The sequence below is a fragment of the Devosia sp. Z11_6 genome, from assembly GCF_058133665.1.
In genome coordinates this window covers 1-24,734 of the sequence record NZ_JBYUNQ010000003.1, presented here as the reverse complement: position 1 = coordinate 24,734, position 24,734 = coordinate 1, and the positions used below count along the sequence as shown (strand labels likewise).

Annotated in this window: 23 protein-coding genes; 18 read left to right on the top strand and 5 right to left on the bottom strand. The window is 61.6% G+C overall.

Annotated features, from left to right (window positions below; translation table 11 throughout):
• Positions 1–162 precede the first annotated feature (162 nt).
• Positions 163–1,071, bottom strand: a complete 909-nt coding sequence (locus AC3YMN_RS09505; protein WP_489889838.1) for a LysR family transcriptional regulator — start codon at positions 1,069–1,071, stop codon at positions 163–165.
• Between the two features lie 250 nt (positions 1,072–1,321).
• Here AC3YMN_RS09505 and AC3YMN_RS09500 point away from each other — a divergent pair, with 250 nt between their 5' ends.
• The 18 genes from AC3YMN_RS09500 (at position 1,322) to argE (ending at position 18,438) form a co-directional block, all read left to right on the top strand.
• Complete coding sequence (locus AC3YMN_RS09500; protein WP_489889837.1) at positions 1,322–2,254, top strand: TRAP transporter substrate-binding protein; 933 nt, start codon at positions 1,322–1,324, stop codon at positions 2,252–2,254.
• Entirely contained in the window at positions 2,251–3,069 is an 819-nt protein-coding gene (locus AC3YMN_RS09495) for a maleate cis-trans isomerase family protein (RefSeq protein WP_489889836.1), read from the top strand. Before AC3YMN_RS09500 ends, AC3YMN_RS09495 begins: the two co-directional genes overlap by 4 nt.
• A complete protein-coding gene (locus tag AC3YMN_RS09490) occupies positions 3,057–3,578 on the top strand; it encodes a TRAP transporter small permease (protein WP_489889835.1) in 522 nt (173 codons plus the stop codon). Before AC3YMN_RS09495 ends, AC3YMN_RS09490 begins: the two co-directional genes overlap by 13 nt.
• A gap of 2 nt (positions 3,579–3,580) precedes the next feature.
• Positions 3,581–4,861, top strand: a complete 1,281-nt coding sequence (locus AC3YMN_RS09485; protein WP_489889834.1) for a TRAP transporter large permease — start codon at positions 3,581–3,583, stop codon at positions 4,859–4,861.
• A 494-nt stretch (positions 4,862–5,355) separates the two neighbouring features.
• Complete coding sequence (locus AC3YMN_RS09480; protein ID WP_489889833.1) at positions 5,356–6,486, top strand: alpha-hydroxy acid oxidase; 1,131 nt, start codon at positions 5,356–5,358, stop codon at positions 6,484–6,486.
• Between the two features lie 160 nt (positions 6,487–6,646).
• Entirely contained in the window at positions 6,647–7,912 is a 1,266-nt protein-coding gene (locus tag AC3YMN_RS09475) for a flavin-containing monooxygenase (protein WP_489889832.1), read from the top strand.
• An 86-nt stretch (positions 7,913–7,998) separates the two neighbouring features.
• On the top strand, positions 7,999–8,445 hold the full coding sequence (locus tag AC3YMN_RS09470; protein ID WP_489889831.1) for a type II 3-dehydroquinate dehydratase: 447 nt from the start codon (positions 7,999–8,001) through the stop codon (positions 8,443–8,445).
• The gene (locus tag AC3YMN_RS09465; protein WP_489889830.1) at positions 8,442–9,377 is read left to right on the top strand and encodes a 2-hydroxyacid dehydrogenase; all 936 of its coding nucleotides are present in this window, start codon (positions 8,442–8,444) and stop codon (positions 9,375–9,377) included. Before AC3YMN_RS09470 ends, AC3YMN_RS09465 begins: the two co-directional genes overlap by 4 nt.
• Before the next feature lie 286 nt (positions 9,378–9,663).
• Positions 9,664–10,689 (top strand): ABC transporter substrate-binding protein, encoded by a 1,026-nt coding sequence (locus AC3YMN_RS09460; protein WP_489889829.1) that lies wholly within the window; start codon positions 9,664–9,666, stop codon positions 10,687–10,689.
• A 61-nt stretch (positions 10,690–10,750) separates the two neighbouring features.
• A complete protein-coding gene (locus AC3YMN_RS09455) occupies positions 10,751–11,602 on the top strand; it encodes an ABC transporter permease (protein WP_489889828.1) in 852 nt (283 codons plus the stop codon).
• Positions 11,602–12,411, top strand: a complete 810-nt coding sequence (locus AC3YMN_RS09450; RefSeq protein ID WP_489889827.1) for an ABC transporter permease — start codon at positions 11,602–11,604, stop codon at positions 12,409–12,411. The genes AC3YMN_RS09455 and AC3YMN_RS09450 overlap by 1 nt, the downstream gene beginning before the upstream one ends.
• Positions 12,401–13,528, top strand: coding sequence for an ABC transporter ATP-binding protein (locus AC3YMN_RS09445; protein WP_489889826.1), 1,128 nt, complete (start codon positions 12,401–12,403; stop codon positions 13,526–13,528). Before AC3YMN_RS09450 ends, AC3YMN_RS09445 begins: the two co-directional genes overlap by 11 nt.
• The gene (locus tag AC3YMN_RS09440; RefSeq protein ID WP_489889825.1) at positions 13,525–14,526 is read left to right on the top strand and encodes an NAD(P)H-quinone oxidoreductase; all 1,002 of its coding nucleotides are present in this window, start codon (positions 13,525–13,527) and stop codon (positions 14,524–14,526) included. The genes AC3YMN_RS09445 and AC3YMN_RS09440 overlap by 4 nt, the downstream gene beginning before the upstream one ends.
• Before the next feature lie 2 nt (positions 14,527–14,528).
• A complete protein-coding gene (locus AC3YMN_RS09435; protein ID WP_489890184.1) occupies positions 14,529–15,131 on the top strand; it encodes a glutathione S-transferase family protein in 603 nt (200 codons plus the stop codon).
• A 49-nt stretch (positions 15,132–15,180) separates the two neighbouring features.
• Complete coding sequence (locus tag AC3YMN_RS09430) at positions 15,181–15,597, top strand: RidA family protein (protein ID WP_489889824.1); 417 nt, start codon at positions 15,181–15,183, stop codon at positions 15,595–15,597.
• A gap of 23 nt (positions 15,598–15,620) precedes the next feature.
• The gene (locus tag AC3YMN_RS09425; RefSeq protein ID WP_489889823.1) at positions 15,621–16,295 is read left to right on the top strand and encodes a DUF1028 domain-containing protein; all 675 of its coding nucleotides are present in this window, start codon (positions 15,621–15,623) and stop codon (positions 16,293–16,295) included.
• Positions 16,296–16,333: 38 nt separating this feature from the next.
• On the top strand, positions 16,334–17,278 hold the full coding sequence (locus AC3YMN_RS09420; RefSeq protein WP_489889822.1) for a LysR family transcriptional regulator: 945 nt from the start codon (positions 16,334–16,336) through the stop codon (positions 17,276–17,278).
• Positions 17,275–18,438 carry an acetylornithine deacetylase gene (gene argE, locus AC3YMN_RS09415; RefSeq protein ID WP_489889821.1) on the top strand — a complete coding sequence of 388 codons (1,164 nt, stop codon included), beginning with the start codon at positions 17,275–17,277 and terminating at the stop codon, positions 18,436–18,438. Before AC3YMN_RS09420 ends, argE begins: the two co-directional genes overlap by 4 nt.
• A gap of 160 nt (positions 18,439–18,598) precedes the next feature.
• On the opposite strand, the gene AC3YMN_RS09410 is transcribed toward argE, so the two are convergent.
• The 4 genes from AC3YMN_RS09410 to AC3YMN_RS09395 form a co-directional block, all read right to left on the bottom strand.
• Positions 18,599–19,159, bottom strand: a complete 561-nt coding sequence (locus AC3YMN_RS09410; RefSeq protein ID WP_489889820.1) for a hypothetical protein — start codon at positions 19,157–19,159, stop codon at positions 18,599–18,601.
• A 270-nt stretch (positions 19,160–19,429) separates the two neighbouring features.
• Positions 19,430–20,539, bottom strand: coding sequence for an ABC transporter permease (locus tag AC3YMN_RS09405; protein WP_489889819.1), 1,110 nt, complete (start codon positions 20,537–20,539; stop codon positions 19,430–19,432).
• Positions 20,536–23,295, bottom strand: a complete 2,760-nt coding sequence (gene rbbA, locus AC3YMN_RS09400; protein WP_489889818.1) for a ribosome-associated ATPase/putative transporter RbbA — start codon at positions 23,293–23,295, stop codon at positions 20,536–20,538. The genes AC3YMN_RS09405 and rbbA overlap by 4 nt, the downstream gene beginning before the upstream one ends.
• On the bottom strand, positions 23,292–24,359 hold the full coding sequence (locus AC3YMN_RS09395) for an HlyD family secretion protein (RefSeq protein ID WP_489889817.1): 1,068 nt from the start codon (positions 24,357–24,359) through the stop codon (positions 23,292–23,294). Before AC3YMN_RS09395 ends, rbbA begins: the two co-directional genes overlap by 4 nt.
• Between the last annotated feature and the right edge of the window lie 375 nt (positions 24,360–24,734).

The following is a 24,734-nucleotide window of genomic DNA, read 5'->3' as shown; positions in this document are numbered from 1 at the left end:
TCCCGTGCTGTTCGGGCGCCAACATTTTCCGGCGCTGCTGCTATTGCAGGGCACGGTGGGGCGATCAGCGCTGGCGCAGGTGCGCAGCCGCAACGGGGGAGTTCTGATCGATATCTATACGCCGGCGGCACTTCCAAGGCGGAGGCTTAAGCACTCGCCCGGTCAGAATAGACCGCCGGGAGCGAAGGCCTCAGGCAGGAAATCGGCGAAGGCCTTGACCGCCGGGCGCATGGTCTGCCGGCGCAGCCGCAGGCTCATCACATGAACCGGCGTCAGGGGCTCGACGATGGCGCGCGCCGCCACCCGGCTGCCGTCATAGGTGATCGAGGTGCCCGTCACCGCATTGTGGATGGTGTAGCCGCGCCCATGCCCGACCAGGCCCCGGATCAACTCATAGGATTTCGACCGATAGACGATGAGCGGCATTATGGAGCAGGCCGAAAAAAGGTTGAGGAAATATTCGCGCGAATGGGGCAAGTCGAGCAGGATGAACGGCTCGCTGGCGATTTCTTTGAGACTGATCTTGCGCTTGGCCGCCAGTGGATGGTCGGCGGCGAGCAGCAGATAAGGCGGCAGTTCGACCAAGGCTTCGCCAGTGATTTCACTTGGCAGCGCATAGGCGTAGGCGATGGCGATCTCCATGCGGCCCAAGAGCAGTCCATCAACGATTTCCTGCTGGTTGCCCTCTTCGAGCCGCACGGTAATGCCGGGCGCGCGTCGGGAAAACTCCGACAGCAGCGCCGGCATGTAACGCGTCGCCAGGGTGCCGAAACAGCCCACGGTGATCTCGCCGCCGATCGAGGAGCCGAGCGAGGCCACCGAGCGCTCGAAATCCGTCGAATGCTTCAGCAGCAGCCGTGCCTCACGCACGAAGCGTTGCCCCGCCGCCGTGAGAGAAATGCCCTTAGCGTGGTGGCGAATAAAGATTTCCGTGCCGAGCTCGACCTCGGCCGCGGCAATGGCGCCCGAGATCGCGGGCTGGGAAATGCCCAGCTGGCGGGCCGCTTCAGTGACGCTTTGCGCCTCGGCAGCAGTCACGATGTAGCGTAGCGATCGGAGAGAAAACAGCATCAGAAAATCCGATCCTAAAGAGAGGAGAATATTATTTTACTGATGTTTGGAATGTCATCAATATGACTTTGGCAAAAAAAACACCGACATTTAATAGTGCACAAAAAAGCGCCAAATCTGATCTGTTCGCTTCAGACGTCGTGTAGTCGCGCGTTGGCTTCGGAACCAACCACCACTAGAAATTAGGGACATTTCCATGGGCAGGCCCAACTCACTTAAGATCGCATGCGCCGCAATCGTCGGACTCTGCATGCTGACCGGCAGCGCAGCGGCACAAATTAAGCTGCGGCTGGCCGTGGAGACCACGTCAGGCGATCCAACCAATGTCATGCTCGCGGCCTTTCGCGATAAACTCGTGGCGACCACGGGCGATGCCTTCGCAATTGAATTCTTCGACGGTGGTTCGCTCGGTGACGAGAACGCTCTTCCGGAAATGCTGCGCGTCAACCAGGCGCAGGTCGTGCCGCTGGGGTCAGACGCCATTGAGGCGTTGGATCAGCGGTACGCAATCTTCGACGCGCCGTTCCTGTTTGCAACCAAACAGAAAGCTCGTGAAGCCTTGGACGGCAAACTGGGCGATCTGCTGAAAACCTCGTTCCGCGAAGCCTCTAATCTCGAGGTGCTTGCATTTGGTGAACTTGGGTTTCGGGTAATCTCCAACAATGTGCGTCCAATTAAGGTTCCAGCTGACCTGGTTGGGCTGAAGTTGCGCACGCCATCCAGTTCGGCCCGCATCATGGCCTTCACGATGCTGGGGGCCGCCCCAACGCCGATGCCGCTCGGCGATGCCTATGTCGCCATGCGGCAGGGGGCCATCGATGGTCAGGAAAACCCAATGTCGGTCATTAAGGAATTCTCGCTGCACGAAGTACAGAAGTACATTTCGCTGACCAACCACGTATACACGCCGATCACGCTGGCGATGAATGGTACGGCTTTCGACGCGCTTTCGGACGAGTTGAAGGCAAAAGTGATCGACGCCGCCGAGGCGGCGGCTATCAAGACGCACGAACTCTCCGACGCAAAGGACGCCGAACTAGTCGCCGTGTTCGAGGCCGCAGGTGTTGCGGTAAACACGCCGGATCTTGTCGCCTTTCAGGAAGCGTCGGCTCCCATCCGCGCTGAAATTGCCAAACTCGTCACGCCTGAGTTCATGGCCCAAGTGGAAGAACTAGCCAGATGACATCGACACTCCAGACCAGACAGAGCGCACAGCGCTCTGCCTATCCAGGCTTCGCTTATGACGGCAATGGGACCAAGGCTCGGATCGGGCTGATCTTCATGGCCTCCAGCATCGTCATGGAATCGGAAATGTGGGCCATGGCCGCGCAGGGCGTCGCCATTCACACCACACGCATCAAGCTGCCCAAGGTGACCGTCGAGGGCATCGAGGAAATGATGAATGCGCCCGAACTGGAGCGCGCGGCCCAGCTGTTGGGCTCGGCTCCGATCGATCTGCTGTGCTTCGGGGGCACTAGTGCCTCTTTCCTACACGGCACCTCCTATGACCATGCGCTTATTGAAAAACTTAGGCGCTGGGCGCCGGGCCCCAAGATCAACACAGCGTCTACCGCGACGCTGGCCGCGCTCAAGGAAGTGGGCGCCGCCCAGGTTGCGCTCGCCACCCCCTATGTCGGCGAAATCCATCACCGAGCCATCCGCTTCCTCGAAGAGAATGGCCACGAAGTGGTCAATTCTCGCAATCTGTCGATCGATACCGACAAGGCGCTGGCCGAAGTGCCGCCGGAGCGGGTTTACGAGCTGGTGCGCTCCGTCGATACGCCCGAGGCCAGTGCCATCTTCATTTCCTGCACTAATTTCTGGTCGGTGGCGGTGATCGAGGCGCTGGAAAAGGAACTGGGCAAGCCGGTGATTTCGGCGGTGCAAGCCTCGTTCTGGCACGCGCTGGACGTCCTCGACGTTAATGGCGCCAAGCCTGGCTATGGCTCGCTGTTCAAGCGGCGCCTGGCCGAACCTACCTCGGGATGGGCGAGATGAGCGAAACTACCAGGGCCGAACTGCTCCTGCATGACCACGAAATCCCCCCCCCGAACAGATTCGTTGCGGCGCTCAACCGGGTGCTGGAATCGTTGGCCATGGTGGTAATGGCAATCTTGGCCTTCCTGGTCTTTCTCAACGCCGCCAGTCGCTATGCCTTCTCGGCACCGCTGCCCTGGACCGAAGAGGTGGTAATCAATTTGATGGTCTGGCTCACAGCGATCGGCATCTTGATGGCCGGCATGCGGCAGACGCTGATCTGCTGCGATATCGTCACCGACCGGCTGACTCCGGGCCCCAAGCGCGTTGTTGCTGGCGTCTGCGCCATTCTCGGTTCGGCCGTGATGTTTTACTGCGCCTGGCTCGCCTGGGAATACCTGATGGTGTTTGGCGCGGATAAGTCGCCGGTGCTGCGCATGCCCAAGGGCATGGTCATTGCCGCGCTGTTCGCCGCGCTCCTTGGATTGGCCTGCACCTTTTTGGTCCCGCTGTTCAAACGGAAGTCCTAGCCATGCTATTTCTCGCACTTGGAGTCATCCTGACCCTCTGCGTCCTAGCGGTGCTGGGCATGCCCATAATCGTCGCCCTAGCGTCTTCGATCGTCATCTTTCTGGTATTCAGTGGCGGTTGGGAATTGTCGCTACCCCAGCAGGTGCTGACCGGCATCAGCGATTACATCCTGATCACGTTGCCGCTGTTCATCCTGGCAGGTGGCATCATGAATGCCAGCGGTATCGCCGACCGGCTGTTCGATCTGGCCGCCTCGATCTTCGGCTGGATGCGAGGAGGCCTGGCCCATGTCGACATCGCCGTCAGCGTGATGTTCGGCGGCATGATCGGCACTTCGGTGGCCGACCTGGCCGGTAGCGCCTCCATCATTATACCCAAGATGAAGCAGAACGGCTATCCCGGTCCGTTCGCGGCGGCTCTCTCGGCCACTTCGTCGGGTATCGGCATCCTGATCCCACCCAGCTCGCCGATGATTCTCTATTCCGCGGTGACTGGTACCTCGCTTGGCGCGCTGTTCCTCGCGGGTGTGGTGCCGGGCCTGTTGCTGGCGGCAACGCTGATGGCCACGGTCGCTTTCCTGGCTCGCAAGAATGGCTGGAAGGCTATGCAGGGCTTTGCCTGGTCTGAAGTATTGCGGACCGCCAAGCGCGCCATTCTGCCAATGGGTCTGCCGACGTTGATCCTGGGTGGTCTGGTGTTCGGTATCTTCACGCCATCAGAAGCCGGTGCCTTCGCGGTGGGCTATGCGCTGCTGCTGTCGATGTTGGTTTACCGCACGCTGAGCTTTAAGGAACTGCGCAAGGTTCTGGTGGAAGCAACGGTGCTGACTGGCGAAGTGATGCTGGTGGTGGGTTTCTCGGTTGCCCTTGGCTGGGCGTTGTCCGAGGCGCGCGTGCCGGTGGCGCTCGCCGATCTGCTGCAGACCATCTTCCCGTTCGAATCGACTATTCCGCAGATCATGCTCATGCTGCTGCTGGCGCTGGTCGCCGGCATGATTTTGGATCCACTGATCCCGATGATCATGCCGGTATTGCTGCCGTCGCTGCTGGCTCTCGACATCGACCTGGTGCATTTCGGTATCCTGATGGTGGTGACCGTAGTGATCGGTCAGGTGACCCCGCCGGTGGCGCTCGCCCTGATCGTGGCGGCGCGAATAGGCAAGGTGGACGTCATCGATACCTTCAAGGCCAATACGCCCTTCCTGATCTCGATGTTCCTGTTCCTGATGTTGTTGATCTTCGTGCCGTCGATCGTGACCTGGCTGCCGAACCTGGTGATGTAGCGACCTCTTCAAACTTATTGCCTGCCAGCTGACCCCGGCAGGCGCTATTCCTAGACGCCAGGCCGCATCGCCGCGCCTGAAGCGAGCCTTCGTGCCCTTAGCGTCCCCGACGCCGGCATGCGGGTGATCGAAACCGTAGGGCTCGTCAAGCTTCGCAGCAACCTCAAGTCCTACGCTGCTGCAGGCGGTAGGCTCTGTACCACCGCCTCCTGTCGAGAATTCGTGTGCCCGCTACAACGCGGTAATATGCTGCTTTGTCTGACCTTGCGATTGTCCGCTTTATTGATACGGCAGGAGGGGCTCTACGACGGAGACGGGGCGCATTGTCGATTGACGGCTTCCGACCTCTAAGCAGTCCTGAAATGGGGCGGTACGGTGCTGATCCTTGGGTCTTGTAAGGAACAAACTATTTGCCGCGAGGCCAATCGGCAAACCAATTAGCGTGGCCGACTAGGCGCTTGTTTATCCAAAAACCTGTTCAGGTGTGCCGCGCCATGAAGAACCTTATATCGTCATCCGATCTTCGGAAACGCGCCAGACGGCGCTTGCCCGGTTTCGCCTTCGACTACATGGATGGAGGCGCCGGAAGCGAGGCTGCACTCTCCCGCAGCATCGAGGCGTTCCGTCAGGCCTGTCTCACGCCGCTTGTACTGGTCAACTCCGCAGCGCCGGCAAAGCTGGCAACCACTTTTCTTGACGAGACCTGGGCTTTGCCCTTCGGCATTGCACCGCTCGGCCTGCCGGGTCTCGTCTGGCCTGGAGCCGACCTTGCTCTGGCGCGGGCGGCAAAGGCAAGGGGCATACCCTACACCTGCCCGACACCGGCCACCGCGACGCTGGAAGAAGTGGGGGCGATTGGATCGGCCACTGCCATGTTCCAGCTTTATGTAGGAAGTTCACTGGAGATCACCGAGGACCTGATAATGCGGGCCGAGCGGGCGGAATACACGACGCTCGTGGTAACGGCCGATGTGCCGCGGCCGGGCAAGCGCCTTCGTGACCTTCGCAATGGATTCAGTCTGCCGCTGAGATTCGGCGCCCGGACAATATGGGACCTCGCCCGCCATCCACGCTGGTCATTGGCAACACTGAGGCATGGAGCACCGCGTTTGGCGAACCTGGCGCCCTATGCTGCGCCCGGCGCAGGTGCGCGCACGCTGGCTGAGGTAATGGCCGCACAAAGTTCGGGACGCCTGGACTGGGACGTCTTTGCAGCGATTCGCGACCGCTGGCGCGGCAAGCTTGTGCTTAAGGGCGTACTCGACCCCGAAGATGCAGTGCGAGCGGTGGCCGCGGGCGCTGACGCCATACAGGTTTCCAGTCATGGTGGCCGCCAGCTCGACAGCGCCCCCGCGCCGCTGGACGCGCTTGCCAGGATACGCGCCGCGCTGCCCGCCGGTTTTCCCGTAGCGTTCGATGGTGGCGTGCGCTCGGGCGAGGACATCCTTAAGGCGCTTGAGGCCGGGGCGGATTTCGTCTTTGTCGGGCGACCTTTCCTTTATGGACTGGGGGCCTTGGGGGCGGACGGCCCGATTGCAGTACTCGATATGCTGGCCAATGAGCTCGAAGCGGCCTTGGCCCTGACCGGGCGCCGCAGCGTCGCGGAAATCATCACTGCACGATAGGTCGGCACCGCCGACCGCTACCTAATCCTGTCCTGACCCAAGGAATTTACTTCTTTCTTCCGGACGCGGTCGAACGCAGTTTTTGTTCAGCTTCGTCGAACCTCCGCGCCGCTCATGGGCAAGCTGGCGGAGGCGACGGCCCACCACATCGGGGAAGAGAATGACCGTAGAAAGAACCGACACCGTTGTCGTTGGCGCGGGCCAGGCCGGCATCGCCATGAGCGAACATCTGACCAACATGGATATCCCGCATCTTGTGCTGGAGCGAAACCGTATTGCCGAGGCCTGGCGCTCGCAACGCTGGGACTCGCTGGTGGCCAATGGTCCCGCCTGGCACGATCGTTTTCCGGGACTTGAATTCGATGACGTGTCGCCGGACGCCTTTCCGCCCAAGGAGCGCATGGCGCGCTACTTCGAGGATTACGCTCACCTGATCAAGGCGCCGATCCGCACCAACACCAAGGTTGAGCGCGTGGTCAAATGCGAGGGTCGTCCCGGCTTCATCGTTACGACCGCGTCCGGCGAGATTGAAGCGCAGCGCGTCGTGGCTGCGACGGGACCGTTTCAGGTGCCTTCCTACCCGCGGATCGTGGCCGACGATGCAGGCATAAGGCAGCTGCACTCCTCCGACTACAAGAACCCCGAGGTTCTGCCCTCGGGCGCGGTGCTGGTCGTTGGCGGGGGCGCGTCGGGTTGTCAGATTGCCGAGGAATTGCGGCGCTCGGGCCGCAAGGTTTATCTCTCGATCGGCGAGCACTATCGCCCGCCCAGATCGTATAGGGGCCGCGACTATGTGTGGTGGCTCGGCGTCTTGGGCAAGTGGGACGAAATCACCATCGAGGCCAAGAAGAAGCACGTCGCCTTTGCGGTCAGTGGCTATGACGGCGGACGCACCGTGGACTTCCGGCGCCTGGGCCATATGGGCGTGACGATCCTTGGCATGACCACGGCTTATGAAAACGGCGTGCTCCGGATTGCCGACGACCTGGGTCCCAACCTGCTTGAGGGCGACCGAGCCTATCTCGATGTACTGCGGGAGGCCGATGCCTATCTCGCACGCAACGGCATCAATCTTCCGCCCGAACCCGAGGCCTGGGCTATCGAGACCGACCCAGACTGCGTGACCAATCCCATCCTCGAACTGGACCTCGAGAAGACCGGCATCCAGACCATCATCTGGGCCACCGGCTTCAAGTTCGATTTCAGCTGGCTTCAGGTCGATGCCTTCCGCGAGAACGGCATGCCGTTCCACAAGCGGGGCATTTCCGGCCAGCCGGGCATTTACTTCCTCGGCCTGCCCGAACTGACCAACCGCGCCTCGTCCTTCATCTATGGCTGCTGGTACGACGCCAAATACATTGCCACTCATATTGGCGTGCAACGCAACTACGCCGCCTATCGTCCTGCCAGCCCAATAGTCGGGTAGGTGCCGCCAACACCGACACCTTATAGCCTCGTTCGCTCCGGCAGACGGGGCGATCGCCTGTTCAACGCCGCTCACGGGGAGTGCCCATGAAATCCGTCCTCTTCCTCAATGGACCAAACGCCAATCTCTACGGCCTCGACCCATCCGGTGCCTATGGCTCGCAAAGCTTCCCGCAGATCCAGAGCGCCTGTGTGGCGCGGGGGCGCGAGCTGGGCTTTCAGCTCGACTTCCGCCAATCAAACCATGAAGGCGTCCTCGTCGACTGGATCCAGGAGGCGCGCCAGAACCATGACGGCGTGCTCATCAACGCTGCCGGGCTGACTTACACCTCGATTGCTATTCTCGATGCGCTGCTGGCTTTTCCCGGGCCGATCATCGAGTGCCACATGAGCAATATCTGGAAGCGCGAGTCCTTCCGGCATCACTCCTTCATTTCGAAGGCGGCAACCGGCGTCATCGCCGGACTGGGCCTCGATGGATATCTTCTCGGCCTTGCTGCAATGAAAACCCTGCTCGCAAAGGATGCATCGTGACCGACACGCTCGTGTTCTACAGCACGCTCGATCCGTTCGAGCTTTGGCGCGATGCGCTGGTGCCTTTGATAGGCGAGGGGGTGCGCATCGAGGCCGCTGATGCGGTGACCGATCCCGCAAGTGTCCGCTTCGCCTTGGTCTGGATGCCGCCTATCGGCTTCTTTGACCGGTTTCCCAATCTTGAACTGGTGATCAACCTCGGTGCCGGCGTGGACCGCCTCGTCGCTCGTCCAGATCTTCCCAATATTCCGATTACCAGATTGTCGGACCCCGAAATGGCGCGGATGATGGCAGGCTTCGTGCTCTTTTCAGTGTTACGCCACGCCCGCGATATTCCTCACTTCGAACAGGCGCAACGGGAGCGGCAATGGTCGTACCGTCATCCGCGCGCTGCCCAGGATGTCACCGTTGCCATTCTCGGCCTGGGAGAACTTGGGGCATTAGCAGCCACCGAGGTCGCTCGGCAAGGTTTTGAGACGCATGGTTGGGCCACGCGCATGCGCGATCTCCCCGGCGTTACGGTCCATTGCGGAGCCGAAGCGCTGTCTCCGCTCCTCGCCCGTGCTGATATCGTGGTGTGCATGCTGCCGCTCACCCCGACAACGACACGCATGCTCGACAGCGCGGCCTTCGCAGCAATGAAGCCGGGCGCCGCCTTCGTCAACGTTTCGCGGGGCGCGGTCCTTGAGGAGGCGGCTTTAGTTGAGGCGCTGCAATGTGGTCGGCTTTCGGGCGCAACGCTCGATGTGTTCGCGTCTGAGCCGCTGCCGCCCGAGCACCCTCTATGGTCCACTCCGGGCGTTCTCATTACCCCGCATTTGGCTTCGGTCGCACTGCCCAAAAGTTCGGCACCGCAGATTGCCGCCAACCTCCATGCTGTTCAGAGCGGGGGACAACTCACCAATGTAGTGTCGAGGCTGCGCGGTTATTAGGCACAAATTTGGGATGCCTCTCGTTGCAGCAGAAATTCGTCCCTGTGTTTAGCCTGCCTTTTTCATTTTGTCTCAATAGGTTAGGTATGAAATCCGACCGAAACCTATCTAGTGGAATGGAAATTGCAAATATGCGTCGGCGTAGCGTTGGGGCAACTTCGGGAGGTGCAATGCAAGCCAGTCGAGTGGATGAAGCGCAGCAACAAGGCAGACCGGGACGCTCGTGCTGATCAAAAAACTATAGGCAGTGCGACGCCAAAATTACATCGGAGCTAGGGTACGAACGATGAAACGCTTCTTGATCACTGCCGCCGGATTGACGCTTTTGTCGTCTGCGGCTTATGCCGAAACCCTTGTCGTCAGCAGCTGGGGCGGCAGCTTCCGCGATCTGATCGACCAGACGATCGCTGCCAAATTCACCGAGGAAACCGGTGTCGAGGTAGAATTTATCACCGGCGGCACCATCGACCGCCTGAACCAGGCCACGCTGATGCGCGATGCGCCTGAGAGCGATGTGACCTTCACCACCTCGCATATCGGCTGGCTCTACCACAATGACGGACTGTTCGAAGAACTCGACATGTCGCGTATTCCAAACGCGGCCAACCTCGTGGAGCAGGCCAAGATCAGCCCCTCCCATATCGGCGCCTGGGCCTATGTCTATACCATCGGCTACCTGCCCGATGCCTTGCCCGAAGGGTTCGTCTTCGACAGCTGGGAAGACCTGTGGTCCCCCGAACTGGCCGGCATGGTTGCTGCACCCGATTTCGATCCGTCGCACATCATCGCCGTTGCGGCCACGCTTGAAGGTGTCGACATTGAAAACTGGGAAGAGGCGGGCGACAAGCTCCGTGCTCTGCGTCCGAATTTCCGCGCCTTCTACACCAACGATGCCAATTCCCAACAGCTGATGACGACGGGGGAGACGCCCGTGCAGATCCTGCTGTCGATGAATGCCTATCACATGCGGTCGCAGGGGATCGACGTCCAGCTCGCTATTCCCAAGGAAGGTGCCGTGCTCGGCGTCGACACCATGGGCATCACCGCCGGCACCGACAAGGTCGACCTCGCCTACCAGTTCATCAATGCCGCTCTCGACCCCGAAGTTCAGGCCCAGATCGCCGAAATCAAGAAGGGCATTCCGGTGGTCTCCAACGTCGATCTGCCGGAAGAGCTCGCCTCCCTGCCGGGCATCTTTACCTCGGCCGAGCAGTGGGATGCCGAGGCCCTGATCATCCCGCACGAACTGCGCGCTGAAAAGACTGCCGAATGGCGTCAGTGGTTCTCGGAAAACATGATCGCCGGCAACTAAGCCGCAACGCCCGGAGGCACGCCGCCGGGCACCCCCCTTCTAGAATAGCGGATAATAGCCGATGTCGAAGCGGCCGTTCCTGGCTTGGTTTGTCTCGCCCTCCGTCCTGATCGCCTTCGGGATCTCGGCGTCCTTCCTCGCCATCGTGCAATATAGTCTGCGCGCCTACATTCCCGGGTCGCTCGACCCCGGGGGCTTCACACTTGATAACTTCACGACGCTCTGGAAAACCGTTTATGGCCAAGCTTTCTTCGACACGGCCATGCTCTGCGTCTGGACGGCTTTGTTCACCCTTCTTGTCGGATATCCACTCGCCTACGCGCTGGTGCGAGCCAGGTCGACGCGCCTGCGCAGCGCCATTCTCCTCGTCTCGCTGACGCCGCTCTTCCTGGGCGAGATCGTCCGCACCTACTCTTGGATCATCGTACTGGGCAACCAGGGCTTCCTCAACAGCATGCTGCTGCAATCGGGGATCATCGACGAACCCTTGAGCCTCATGTTCACCGTTACGGGCGTGGTCATCGCGCTCGTGCATTTCACCCTGCCTATCGTTGTGGTGATGCTGGCGGCGGCACTCGCCCATATCGACCGCAACCTCGAACGCGCCGCCGTTTCGCTCGGCGCCGGCCGGATTCGCGTCTTCTTTACCGTCACTTTGCCCCTTTCCATGCCAGGGATTTCCGCTGCGGCTTCGACAGCCTTCGCCTGGACCTTTTCGGCCTTCGCGACGCCCCAGATGATTGGCGGCGGACAGGTGCAGACAATCTCGACGCTGGTTTACCAAGTGGGTTTTGCATCCTTCAATTTCCCGCTTGCCGCTTCGCTGTCGCTTTCGGGTCTGGCCTTCTCCATCCTCGTCATCGCCCTCTTCAATGCGGGCATCGGCCGCCTCGAACGGTTCGGAGCGCACTGATGAAAAGGACCCTTCTCGACCACTTGCTCGACTGGAGCGGACGGCTGCTCGTCACGGCCATCGTCGGCTTCGTCATGCTGCCGTTCATTGTGGTGGCCTTGGCCTCGTTCAACGACAGTGCCATCCTGGCATTCCCGCCGGAAAACTGGTCGCTGCGCTGGTACGCCAATGCCCTCGACTATTCCGATTTCGGTGACGGCCTGCTCAATTCGCTACGCATCGCGGCCTTTGGTGCTACGATCGCAATGATCGCGGGCGCCGGCTTCGCCTATGTGCTCGATCGCTACGAATTTCCGAGCAAGCCTTTTCTCAACGGCGTGCTGATGTCGCCGCTCATCATCCCTAACTTCACCATTGGTCTAGGCCTGCTGATCCTTTCCGCCGCCGCCAGTCTCCCCCGGACCATGTGGCTGGTAGTGGCGGTGCATGTCATCATCGTCCTGCCCTTCGTGGTGCGCTCAGTCTATGTCTCGCTGCGCAACTTCAATCGCGCCTACGAAACCGCCGCGGAAAGCCTCGGTGCGTCGCCGCGCCGGACACTGCTGACCATCACCCTGCCGCTTCTGGTGCCTGGGCTCGTTTCCGGCGGACTGTTTGCCGCCATCCTTTCATTTAACGAATTCACCGCGTCGCTCTTCGTGGTCAACCAGCGCACCCAGACCCTGCCGGTAGCCATGTACAACTACGTCCGTGAATACGCCGACCCAACGCTGGCCGCCGTCTCGGTGATCTACGTCGTCACGGTGGCGCTTGTGCTGCTGGTCGTCCACAAAATCTTCCGCCTCGAAAAGGTCCTCAATGTCGAGTGAGATTACGTCCACCCCATTGCCCGGCAATCGCAGCGAACATGCGGTTCAGATCGATGGCGTCAGTAAATCCTTCAACGGCGCCGTCGCGCTCGAGCCGGTCTGGCTAAAGATTCGGCGCGGCGAATTCCTGACGCTGCTTGGCCCATCGGGTTGTGGCAAGACCACGCTCCTCAGCCTCATCGCCGGTTTCGTCGAAGCCGATAATGGGGAGCTCTTCATCGAGCGCGATCTCGTGACCCAAGTCCCGCCGCACCAGCGCGAGATCGGCATCGTCTTTCAGAACTATGCCCTCTTCCCCCATATGAGCGTGGCCCAGAACGTCGCCTATGGTCTGCGCACACGGCGGCTGCCCAAGGATGAGATCGACCGACGAGTGCGAGAAGCCCTGGCGCTGGTCAAGCTCGAGGACTTCGACAGCCGTCGCCCCCGCCAGCTTTCAGGCGGACAGCAGCAGCGCGTTGCGCTTGCGCGCGCTCTCGTCATTCAGCCGCGGGTCCTGCTGCTTGACGAACCCTTTTCGGCGCTCGACCGCAATCTGCGCACGGCCATGCAGGTCGAGCTCAAAGAGATCCAGTCTCGACTTGGGCTTACCACCGTTTTTGTGACGCATGACCAAAGCGAGGCCCTGAGCATGTCGGACCGCATAGCGGTCATGTCGCGCGGGCGCATCCGTCAGATCGGCGCACCCAGCGAAATCTACGACCGCCCACAGAACCATTTTGTTTCCACCTTCGTCGGCGACGCCAACCGTTTCTCCGCCACCCTCGTCGCCCATGACGGCACGACAGCCAGTCTCCAAGTCGGATCTGCGCAACTGCCGCTCGTGACCTATCAGGAGGAACTGCCCGCGCCGGGCCCCGTGACCCTTGTCGTCCGGCCCGAACGGTGCGCGCTGACGGATGCGGACCAGCCCGATGCCGTGCCGGCAACCGTCGCGATCTCGGTTTATCAAGGTAGTCATATGGAGCTGCATCTCGATTGCGCCGACGCGGTCGACGGCGGGCGCGTTATGCTGCGCGTGCCTGCGGGGGAACGAATGAAAGTCGGGACGCGGGTCGGCATTGCGCTTCCAAAAGAAGGCGCTGCCCTTTATCCGCTCGAAGGTGTTGCGGCGTGACCCGGACGATGGGCGCGGTTATCGCAACGGCACAGGGCGGCCCCGACGTGCTCGCACTGGTCGAGCGACCTATCCCGGTGCCCGGTCCGGAGGACGTGCTGATCCGTGTTGCTGCGGCAGGCGTCAACCGTCCCGACATCATGCAGCGCAGCGGCGCCTCGCCGGTACCGGCCGACGCCCCAGACATTCTGGGCCTCGAAGTTGCCGGTGAAATCGCCGAGGTCGGCCCGGGCGGAGATGCAGCCCTTATCGGCGCAGCGGTGATGGCGCTGCTCAAGGGCGGCGGCTATGCCCAATATGCCGTCGCCAAGGTCGCACAGACCCTGCCGATCCCGCCAGGCCTTGGCCTCTCCGATGCGGCGGCTCTCCCGGAAGGCCTCTTCACCGTCTGGCACAATCTGTTCGACCGGGGCCGTCTCGCATCGGGGGACCGCCTCTTGATCCAGGGCGGTGCTAGTGGAATTGGCACCCTGGCTCTACAGCTGGCTACGGCCTGCGGCGCCCACGTGATCGTAACCGCAGGCGGCCCGGAGAAGTGCGCCCGGCTCCAAGCCATGGGTGCCCACGCCATCGACTATCGGGACGCCGATGTCACCGCCGAGGTGTTGCGTCTTACCGACGGTCGCGGCGTCGATGTGGTGCTCGACATCCTGGGCGGTGACGCCGTCAACAAGCATCTCGCTTGCATGGCGCCGGAGGGGCGCCATATCGGCCTATCCTTCATGACCGGTGCGATTGCGCCCCTCGATCTCGGCCTTGTTATGCGCAAGGGGCTCTGGCTGAGCTCATCGACGCTGCGACCCAAAAGCGATGCCGAAAAGTCGGCCATCGCCGCTGCCGTTACCTCGCACCTACTGCCACTCCTGGGAGCCGACAGGGTCCGCCCGGTCGTTTCCGAGGTCTTGCCGCTCAGTGCGGCGGCTGAGGCGCATCGCCGCCTCGAGAGCGGCGGCAATTTCGGCAAGATCGTCCTCGACTGCTCGAGTCTTCTATTATGATGCTGACACTCTTCTGGGGCTCGGCCTCGCCCTTCGTGCGCAAGGTCATGGTCGTCGCACACGAACTTGGTCTGGCCGATCAGATCGAAGTCAGGGCCAGCGCGGCCCACCCGGTCGAGCGCGACAGGCGCATCCAGGAATTCAATCCGCTGGCCAAGGTGCCTGCTGCTAGTTCGGCGGACGGCGTGCTGCTCTATGACAGCCGGGTGATCTGCGAATATCTCGATGCGCAGGCAGGAGGCATGCTCTTTCCCCCTGCGGGCCCGGAGCGATGGACGGCGCTAAGGCGGCAAGCGCTCGCCGATGGTTCGCTCGATGCCGCACTTCTTGTCCGCTACGAAACCTTGGTCCGGCCCGGACCCCTGCGCTGGGCCGACTGGATCGACAAGCAGTACGAAAAGGTCGCGGACGCGCTCGATGCCATGGCGGCCGACCTGCCGGCGCCCGGCTGCCATGACATCGGCGCCATCGGCTATGCCTGCGCGCTGGGCTGGCTTGGCTTTCGCTTTCCCGACCTCGACTGGCGCCAGCAACGGCCCTCCCTTGCCGCCTGGTTCGCCGCCTTTGAAACTCGCCCCTCCATGATGGCGACACGCCCCGCCTAAGGGCAGGCATTCGTCGTCCCGAATCGTCCAAGCAAAGAAAGCCACCGACATGGCCCATCTCCGCCACCGCAAGTTCAACACCAAGGACACTTATCCCGAGCAGAGCCTCGACAACGACCTGGCTCAGGCCGTGGTGGCCAAGGGCGGCACTACCATCTTCCTGCGTGGCCAGTGTCCCCAGGACCTCGACACCGCGCGCAATATTGACAGCCACGATCCGGTCGAGCAGACCCACAAGGTCATGAGCAATATCCGTCAGCTGATCGAGGAATGCGGCGGTGAAATGCAGCACGTCACCAAGCTCGTGGTCTACCTGACCGACGTTCGCCACCGGGAGGCGGTCTACCGCACAATGGGCGAATACATCAAAGGCGTCTTTCCGGTCTGCACTGGGCTCGTCGTCGTGGCACTCGCCCGGCCAGAATGGCTGGTCGAGATCGACGCCACGGCCGTGATCCCAGACTGACCTCCGCGTACAAGGAAGAACACATGACCTTTTCCATTGTCGGTCACTGTCCGCAGAGCGGCATGTTCGGTGTCGCGATCTCGTCGTCCTCGCCTGCCGTGGCCGCGCGCTGCAGTTTCGCACGGGCGGGGGTCGGTGCCGTCGCCACGCAGAACGTCACCGATCCGCGTTTAGGACCGCATGCGCTGGACCTGATGGCGCGGGGCGCGACCCCGTCCGAAGCTCTTTCCATCCTGGAGCGCAGCGGATCGCACATGGCGTATCGGCAGGTGCTCGCAGTCGGCCACACCGGGGAGACCGCGATCTATTCGGGCTCCGAGGTGCTTGGCATGTGGTCCGAGGCTGAACGCCATGATGCCGCGGCTGCCGGCAATCTGCTCGCCGATGCCGGGGTGCCCGAGGTCATGGTCCAGGCCTTTGCCGCCACGGAAGGGCATCTCGGCGCCAGGCTCCTTTGTGCCCTTCGGGCGGGGCTCAATGCAGGCGGAGAAGCCGGCCCGGTGCATTCAGCCGGTCTCCTCCTCGTCGATGCGCAGAGCTGGCCGCTGGCCGAACTGCGCATCGATTGGACCGAGGACTGCCCTGTCACGGCGCTCGAAGCCGCGTATGCCGTATACGCGCCGCAGATGGCCGACTACGTCAAGCGCGCCCTCGATCCGCGGGCGGCGCCCTCCTACGGTGTCCCCGGCGACGAATAGCACCACAATCAATAAAGAGCAGAGGATCAAGATCAGCGATGCCACTTCGGTTCACCTTGCGACAGCTCGAATACTTTGTTGCCGTCGGCGAAGCCGGAAGCATCGTGCTTGCTGCCGAGAAGGTAAACGTCACGGCGCCCTCCATGTCCTCTGCCATTGCACAGCTCGAAGCTGGCTTCGGCGTGCAATTGTTCACCCGACGCCACTCCCAGGGCTCGGTCCTGACCCCGACCGGCGAACGGTTCATCGAACAGGCGCGTGCCATTCTCGAAGCCTCCGACAAGCTCAACGAAATGGCCAATGTCTATACAGGCAGCGTGCGTGGCTCGCTGCGCGTGGGGTGCATGCGCACCTTTGTCCAGTTGCTGGTGCCCCAGCTGCGCCGCAGTTTCGAAGACAAATACGAGAATGTCGATTTCACGCAGGTGGAGCTGGACCAGGCGCAGATCTTCGACGCGCTTGGTTCGGCCCGCATCGATCTGGCCCTCACGTACGACCTTTCACTGCCCAGCGAGATCGACTTCAGGCCGCTTCGTTCCCTGCCACCCTACGTGATCGTGGACACGGCGCACCCCCTCGCGCGGCGGCACGCGGTCACCGCGAGGGACCTCATCGGCCATGACATGGTCATGCTCGACCTGCCGCATAGTTCCGACTATTTCCTATCGCTGTTCCGGCCTTTCGGACAGCGCCCCCGTATCGCCGAGCGCACTTCCGACGTCTCCATCCAGCGCAGCCTCGTCGCCAACGGGTATGGCTTCGGCATCCAGAACATGCGGACGATTTCCGAGCTGTCGATGGACGGCAAGCCGGTTAAGTACATACCGCTCAAGACCGACGTGCCGCCTCTCCAACTCGGGCTGGCCATGTCACGGGCGGCACACGTTTCGCGCACCATCCAGGCCTTCATCGATCACTGTCACGAGGCTGCCGATGCCGGCAAGCTGCCGGGTTTTGCTGCTTGGCCCGAGAGTACCACATGACCGAGGACATCACCCCGATACTGGCGCGGCTCGTGGCTTTTCCTACCCTGTCTCTCCAGTCCAATCTGGTCTTGCTGGACTATGTCGAAGGCCTTTTCGATCATCGGGGCATTCGCGTTGAGCGCTTTTACAGTGCCGACGGGACCCGCGCAAACCTGCTCGCCACGACCGGCCCCGACGTATCAGGCGGGGTCCTGCTGTCGGGTCATTGCGATGTCGTCCCGGTAGCGGAACAGAACTGGTCCTCCGATCCGTTCGAGCTGCGCGAGAGCGGAGGCAGGCTCTATGGCCGCGGTACGGCCGATATGAAAGGCTTCTTGGCCGTCGCCATCCAGACGCTGCTCGATGCCTCCAACTGCGAGCTTCAGCGACCGCTGCAACTGGCCATCTCCTACGACGAGGAAATCGGGTGCCTAGGCGTCCGCGGCATGCTCGACGTCCTCGAACATCGCCCGCAACGTCCCGCTTTCTGCATTGTCGGCGAGCCGACCGGCATGCGGATCGCTACCGGTCACAAGGGCAAGCGCGCACTCCATGCTTGTTGCCACGGCACGGCAGCACACTCCGCTCTTGCGCCCACGGCGCTCAACGCCCTTCATCTGGGCGCCGCGCTCGTCAGCCGGCTCGCCGATCGCCAGGAGGTCTTGCGTCTCTCTGGCGCCAGGGACGCGGCATACGATATTCCCTATTCGACGATCCATGTCGGCCTGATGTCCGGCGGGACAGCGCTTAACATCGTTCCGGCGCGATGCGACCTCGATATCGAGATCCGCAACATCGCCCAAGACGACGCCGGTGAAATTCTTGCCGATATCGCCGAGGATGCTGAGGCCGTTGCGGCGCCGTACCGCGACCGGTTTCCTGAAGCGCGTATTGATGTCGAGGAAGTCTCTGCCTATCCCGGCCTCGATACGCCCGAGGGCGCCCCGGTCGTCGATCTTTTACGCACTGCGCTAGGGTCCGGCGAGCGGCCCATCAAGGTGGCATTCGGCACCGAAGGTGGACTCTTCCACGACCGCCTCGCCGTCCCCACCGTGATCTGCGGCCCCGGCCACATGGACCAGGGGCATAAGAAGAACGAGTTCGTCGATATTGCTCAGCTTCAACGCTGCAGAGAATTTCTGATGAGGGTGTTGGACTCGATGTTACCTGAAGACTGAATTCTCTGTTGGTAAGCGCCAATATGCTGTACGGATCACCTGAATTGCTCGCTAGGCAGCTCTGATCGAATGGCAGCTTTGAGGAAGTCGTCAGCCGCGGCCAAATGACCGCAATGGGGCGCTAACGCGACTGCCTGGACAGGAGATGCGGGAGCACGAGTTACCCAGGTCGCCGATTTAGCAGAGACCTGTGTTCCGTTTTCGGATCTGCCATGATTTGCCGATCTTTGCCGAACTTCTCGCAGGCCCGCTTTAGCCGCCGCTTTTGCTCCGTTCTGTGATCCGACTGAATGTTTGGGAAGATCTGTCGATAGGGACCTTTGTCCACTTCAGGCGCAAGCTTGTCCTCGTAGATCGCGAAGTACCAGACCTGCAGAACTTGCGCCTCCACCGGCAGCGTACCGGTCAAGGCCTGGTAGTCATGCCACCCTTCCCAAATGACCGTGTCGTTTTGTACATCACTAAAGTCAGCGAGGAGCTCCGCATCCTCGCGAACAGTTTTTTTGTCCTGCTCGTAAAAGTGCTTCATCGCGTTCCAGTACTGGTTACGCAGGCGAACGACTTTCCCAAGCTTCATCTCTGGATTGAGTCTCAACACGAGTGCAGAGAGCACCTCGACATTCTTAACTTGGCCGACACCTTCCAGAAGCTCGCAGGCTCCGCATGCCAGAGCGTGAACGGATATCGGATCCCTGTCTCGGAGAAACATGTCGGTCGGCACCGAGCTGCGCCCTGGCGATGTCCGTCTTTACTTGATGACTATCCACTTTGTCCTCCTGAAGGCATCATAGGTGAGCTCCCGCAAGACTCCAGCAGGAAGGCAAAGCCGCTGCTTCGGTGCCGACCTCAATGACGTGCGGAGCGGCAGCTTTCAGGATTTCCCGGAATAGCTTCAAACGGCTGAAATGGGGCGCCTTTCAGCCCGACGGCAAACGAGCGCATTTCAGATATAGCGCACTGTCAAGTTTGTCTGAAAGCGGCTGGGCGCGGGTCACGTCAAGAAGCGGCGGAACTGACGCAATGCAAGGGCGAATAGTCCGGCTCCAATGAGCGCAAGCCCCAACAGATTGGGCCAGACCACGCTCAGGCCTGCGCCCCGAAACAGGATGCCTTGCGACAGAATAACGAAATGCGTGTTCGGGGCCAGGAGCATGATGTCCTGGATGATCCGGGGCATGCTTTCGCGCGGGGTCATGGCGCCCGACAGGATTTGCAGCGGCAGCAGCACCAGCATGATCAGCAGGCCGAACTGCGGCATCGAGCCGGCGAGGGTGGCAAGAAAGATGCCCATCGAGGTCATGGCAAAGAGCATCAGCACCGAGGCAAGGATAAACAGGGGCAACGAGCCAGCCACCGGCACCTGCAGCAGCATCTGCACCACGACGATGATCGCAAAGGCCGATGCCACAAGCACAACCAGTCCCATCGACCAGATCTTGGACAGCATGATCTCGGCCGCCGTTACGGGCATGACGAGCAGATGCTCGACGGTGCCATGCTCCTTTTCGCGGATCAGGGCGGCTCCCGTCAGGATGAGGGACAGCATAGTGATCGAGTTGATCACGCTGGAAATGGCGCCGAACCAGCCTGGATCAAGCTCGGGGTTGTAGCGCGAGCGCAGTTCCAGTGCCACCGGCACGGAGCTCGGCGCGCGGTAGCCGGCCAGGAATTCAGCGATTTCCGCATTGAGGATCTGCTGGATATAGCCGCTGCCGGTAAAGGCCTGGCTCATCCGGGTCGCGTCGATGTTCAACTGGATCGCGGGTCTATGGCCCGCCAGCAGATCGCGTTGGAAATCGGGAGGGATGTCGAGCGTAAAAGTGTCGAGGCCCTGGTCCATGCGGCTGTCCATCTCGGACGTGGTGATCTGCTCCGGCACGAAGTGGGGGGGCATGAATGCGGTGGCGATGCGATCGGAAAGTGTCGAGCGGTCCTCGTCAACAATGCCGATAGTGGCATTCGACAGATTGTCCGGGGAGGCGCGGCCGGCTGTATAGATCGAGAGCGAGAAGGCATAACCGATCAGCAGCAGCAGCGCGGGATCGCGCCACAGCCCCTGCAACTCCTTGACACCCAGGTTCCAAACGTTGCTCAGCCTCATCTGTCCTGTTTCCGCAGCAAAAGGACGCTCAATCCCAGGATCACCGGCACTGCGGCCGCCAGGGCGACAAGCGACATTCCGAGATCGTCCAGCCCCAGCCCCTTGGCAAAGACGCCGCGCGAAGCGATGATGAACCAGGTCGTCGGAAAGACTTCGCCGATGATCCGGCCCGCACCCTGCAGGGACGATACCGGGTTGATCATGCCCGAATACTGGGCGGCCGGGATGATCGTGATCAGCGCGGTCGCAAACAGCGCCGCCACCTGGCTGCGCAGGAAGGTCGAGGTCAGCAGTCCGATCCCTGTTGCGGCAATGACGTACAGCAAGGCAGCCAGCGAAAAGGCAACGAAGCTGCCGGTAAAGGGCACGCCCATCGCCAGCATGGCCAAAGCCGTCAAGGTGAGGAAGTTCAGCATGGCCAGGATCACATAGGGAAGCTGCTTGCCCAGCAGGAACTCGACCCTGGTTACGGGAGTGACATAGAAATTGATGATGGAGCCAAGTTCCTTTTCCCGCACGACACTGAGGGTGGTCAGGATGGCCGGGATGACCAGCAGCAGCAGCGGAATGACGGCCGGGACGATGGCGACGATACTTGCAACATTGGGATTGTAGCGGAAGCGTGCCTCGATAGCGAAATCGCCCTGCACGGCCGCATCCCCGTACAAAGCGCGGGCCTGTCGCGTCAGCCAGTCTGCGTGAATCCCCTGCGCATAGCCCTGCACCGTTTGGGCGCGGCTTGGATTGGCCCCGTCGATCCAGGCCCCGATCTCGACCGGACGGCCACGAGCCAGGTCGCGCGCAAAGCCCGGGGGGATTTCGATAGCAAGGCTTAGGGTGCCGGTCTTCATCCGGGCATCAAGGTCCTCATAACTCGTCAGCGGCTCGGTCTCGTTGAAATAGGGCGACCCGGCGATGTCGAGGATATAGTCGCGGCTGGCGCTAGTCTGGTCGCGGTCGAGGACGGCAAAGTTCAGGTCCTTGACATCCATGTTGATGCCATAGCCGATCACGAACATCAGGATCACGCTCCCGATGGCCGCCATGGTCAGGCGAATGGGATCGCGTCGCAGTTGCAACGCCTCGATCCATGAATAGCTGAACAGCCGCCGCAGGCTGAAGCCGGGCGACTTCGAACCGGGGGCAGGGGGGGCGGCGCCGGCTGGCAAGGGCAGGGCGGCATCTTCCGCCTTGGCTCCTTCATCCAGTTGTGGACCCATGGCCTCCTGCAGATAGGCTATGTAAGCCTCGTCCAGCGTGCCGGCCCCTTTGCTTTGCTTGATCGCGTCCGCCGTATCGCTGACCAACACGCGCCCGGCATGCATCAGTGAGATGCGGTCGCAAAGCTCCGCTTCGTTCATGAAGTGGGTAGACACGAAGATCGTGACCCCATCTTCACGCGAGAGCCTGCCCAACATGCGCCAAAAGCCGTCTCGGGCGATCGGATCGACGCCAGAGGTCGGTTCATCGAGGATCAGCAGTTCCGGTCCATGCATCATCGCCACAGCCAGCGACAGCCGCTGCCGGATTCCCAGGGGAAGATCGCCGGGAAGATCTTCAGCCTCCTCTCTGAGGCCGAACCGGTCGAGGACTGCCTGCACCCTTTGGGGAATTGTATCCGCCGCAAGGTCGAACAGGCGTGCGTGCAAGGTAAGGTTCTGCCGAACCGTCAGTTCCGAGTATAGCGAAAAGGATTGGCTCATATAGCCGACCCGGCGGCGGACAGCCATGTCCCCGGAGTCCAGCTTCTCTCCGAAAAGCTCGGCACTGCCCTCCGAAGGTTCGAGAAGCCCGGTCAGCAGCTTCATGGTCGTGGTCTTGCCGCAGCCGTTGGATCCCAAAAAGCCGAAGATCTCGCCTTTGCCGATGCGGAAGCTGACATCGTCCACGGCGGTGAAGTCCCCGAAGCGCTTGGTCAGGTGCTGCGCCTCGATGGCGACTTCCGGGCTGGGCGGGCGCGGCGCGATTGTCACCGGTTCGTGGCCCGCGCTCTTGCTTGGGGGCAGCAGGGCGACGAAAGCAGCGTCCAGGTTGTCGGTCCCGGTGCTTGCCAGCAGTTCGGCAGGAGTTCCCCTGGCCAGAATGCGCCCCGCGTCCATCGCCACAAGCCAGTCAAAGCTCTCGGCTTCCTCGAGGTAGGCGGTCGCCACGATAACGCTCATGCTCGGGCGCTCGCGGCGGATGCGGTTGATCAACTCCCAGAACTGCCGGCGCGACAGCGGGTCGACCCCCGTCGTGGGCTCGTCCAGGATCAGAAGATCGGGGTCGTGGATCAGCGCGCAGCAGAGACCCAGCTTCTGCTTCATTCCCCCTGAAAGCTTGCCCGCCGGACGGTCGCGGAAGGGGGACATGTCTGTCGCCGCCAGCAATGAGGTGATGCGCCGCTCACGCTCGGCCGGTTCATGGCCGAAAAGCCGGCCGAAGAAATCCAGGTTCTCGCCAACCGACAGCGCCGGATAAAGGTTCTTGCCCAGTCCCTGAGGCATGTAGGCGATCTGCGGGCAGGTGCGCCGACGGTGCCGGGCATCCGCCATGTCGCCGCCAAAACAAATCACCTTTCCTTGCTGGATGGTTCGTGCACCGCCGATCAGGGAGAGCAATGTGGACTTGCCGACGCCGTCGGGACCGATCAGGCCGACCATTCGGCCCCGAGGTATGTCCAGCGTCACCTGTTCGAGGGCAATGGTCTTGCCAAAACTGTGCGACACGTCGGCGACGGCAACGACCGGCTCTGCGTGTCGTTGCGGGGCGCTCATTGGAGCAGGTTGTCCAAGGACTGTGGCCACTCGACATTGGGATCAATGCGGACATAGGCCGTGCCGGGCATGCCGGTCTTGACAAAGTTGCTGTATTTTTCAAGCAACGCCGGATCAACCTGGGCGCGCACGCGGAACATCAGCTTTTCGCGCTCATCGGCTGTCTCGATGGTCTTGGGGGTGAACTGCGCGACATCGGCGACATAGGAGATGCGGGCAGGAATGACATATTCGGGTGCAGCATCCAGAACCAGCCGGGCTTCAGCCCCGACATCCAGCTGCCCTACTACGGCGGTTGGAAGGAAGAAGGTCATGTAGACATCCTCGAGATCGACGAGATTGAGGATGCGGCTGCCCGCTCCAACCACCTCTCCATCTTGCGCGATGCGATATTGAACCCGGCCGTCACGCGGGGACTTCAGGGTGGCGTCATCGATGGAGACCTGCACAGCTTCAAGCGCAGCCTGCGCCGCCTCGACCGCCGCTTCTGCGTCGACAACCTGGGCGCGGGCGGTGTTGATCTTGGCCGCGCTGGCCGCCAGCGCCGCCTCGGCCGAGGCCACTGCGGCCTCGGCTTGCTGGTTTTGGGCAGTCGCATCGTCCAGCGACTGTTGCGTTGCGACGTCCCTTCCGGCCAGCGCCTCCGTACGTGCTAGCCGCGCTGCCGCTGCTGCCCGCGCTGCCTCGGCCTGTTCGACGGCAGCAGCCGCCGCCCGTTGCTCGGCCTCGGCCTGCGAGACGAGGTTATTCGCGGTTTCCACGCCAATCGTTGCACGGCGCAGCTCTGCCTCGGCCTGGTGCTTGCGGGCCTCGAGCTGCATCAGGTCCATCTGCACCAGAACATCGCCCTGGTGCACGAACTGACCTTCCTCGGCCTCGATGCGGTCTATCCTGCCTGCCGACAGCGCCGAGATATCGATCTCGGTCGCCTCGATACGACCGTTGCCCGAGGCGATGCCCTGGAGCTCGTCCTTGGCCGATAGTCGATGCCAGGCCAGAAACCCCACGGCACCCAGGACGACGACCACCAAGGCCAGTGCCCACCAAGATCGGATCTTGGCCAATCGCGCCCCCTTAAAATCACGGAGTGACCGAGTTCTTGCGCAACTCTAAGTTCTTCAAGTTCGGCTTTTCCCCGGGAGAGATATCCAATAGGGGTGCAGCCCGATTTAACGATTTATCGAGCTATTGAGGGTGTTTCGATCGCACATGCGAGCGACGTGCCGGCTTAGAAAGCGGGCCTTCCTGCGGCTGCAGAATCTTCTGTGAGCTACGCACTTCGTTTCTTCTTCAGCCAAAGCGGGCTGCAAGAGCAACAATCCGCGGAGCCAGGAATGGCGGCTCTTAGGATCTTGACGGGATAGGTTGAACGGCCGAAATGGGGCGCTTCGCCGACTGCTCTCATAGGGGCCGGCGAAGGCGGTGAATGTTAGATTTCC

Bases quoted from the DNA above. Each gene is read 5' to 3' on its own strand.
- AC3YMN_RS09505 (WP_489889838.1), bottom strand. From the start codon at position 1,071: ATGCTGTTTTCTCTCCGATCGCTACGCTACATCGTGACTGCTGCCGAG.
- AC3YMN_RS09500 (WP_489889837.1), top strand. From the start codon at position 1,322: ATGCTGACCGGCAGCGCAGCGGCACAAATTAAGCTGCGGCTGGCCGTG.
- AC3YMN_RS09495 (WP_489889836.1), top strand. From the start codon at position 2,251: ATGACATCGACACTCCAGACCAGACAGAGCGCACAGCGCTCTGCCTAT.
- AC3YMN_RS09490 (WP_489889835.1), top strand. From the start codon at position 3,057: ATGGGCGAGATGAGCGAAACTACCAGGGCCGAACTGCTCCTGCATGAC.
- AC3YMN_RS09485 (WP_489889834.1), top strand. From the start codon at position 3,581: ATGCTATTTCTCGCACTTGGAGTCATCCTGACCCTCTGCGTCCTAGCG.
- AC3YMN_RS09480 (WP_489889833.1), top strand. From the start codon at position 5,356: ATGAAGAACCTTATATCGTCATCCGATCTTCGGAAACGCGCCAGACGG.
- AC3YMN_RS09475 (WP_489889832.1), top strand. From the start codon at position 6,647: ATGACCGTAGAAAGAACCGACACCGTTGTCGTTGGCGCGGGCCAGGCC.
- AC3YMN_RS09470 (WP_489889831.1), top strand. From the start codon at position 7,999: ATGAAATCCGTCCTCTTCCTCAATGGACCAAACGCCAATCTCTACGGC.
- AC3YMN_RS09460 (WP_489889829.1), top strand. From the start codon at position 9,664: ATGAAACGCTTCTTGATCACTGCCGCCGGATTGACGCTTTTGTCGTCT.
- AC3YMN_RS09455 (WP_489889828.1), top strand. From the start codon at position 10,751: ATGTCGAAGCGGCCGTTCCTGGCTTGGTTTGTCTCGCCCTCCGTCCTG.
- AC3YMN_RS09450 (WP_489889827.1), top strand. From the start codon at position 11,602: ATGAAAAGGACCCTTCTCGACCACTTGCTCGACTGGAGCGGACGGCTG.
- AC3YMN_RS09445 (WP_489889826.1), top strand. From the start codon at position 12,401: ATGTCGAGTGAGATTACGTCCACCCCATTGCCCGGCAATCGCAGCGAA.
- AC3YMN_RS09430 (WP_489889824.1), top strand. From the start codon at position 15,181: ATGGCCCATCTCCGCCACCGCAAGTTCAACACCAAGGACACTTATCCC.
- AC3YMN_RS09425 (WP_489889823.1), top strand. From the start codon at position 15,621: ATGACCTTTTCCATTGTCGGTCACTGTCCGCAGAGCGGCATGTTCGGT.
- AC3YMN_RS09420 (WP_489889822.1), top strand. From the start codon at position 16,334: ATGCCACTTCGGTTCACCTTGCGACAGCTCGAATACTTTGTTGCCGTC.
- argE (WP_489889821.1), top strand. From the start codon at position 17,275: ATGACCGAGGACATCACCCCGATACTGGCGCGGCTCGTGGCTTTTCCT.
- AC3YMN_RS09405 (WP_489889819.1), bottom strand. From the start codon at position 20,539: ATGAGGCTGAGCAACGTTTGGAACCTGGGTGTCAAGGAGTTGCAGGGG.
- rbbA (WP_489889818.1), bottom strand. From the start codon at position 23,295: ATGAGCGCCCCGCAACGACACGCAGAGCCGGTCGTTGCCGTCGCCGAC.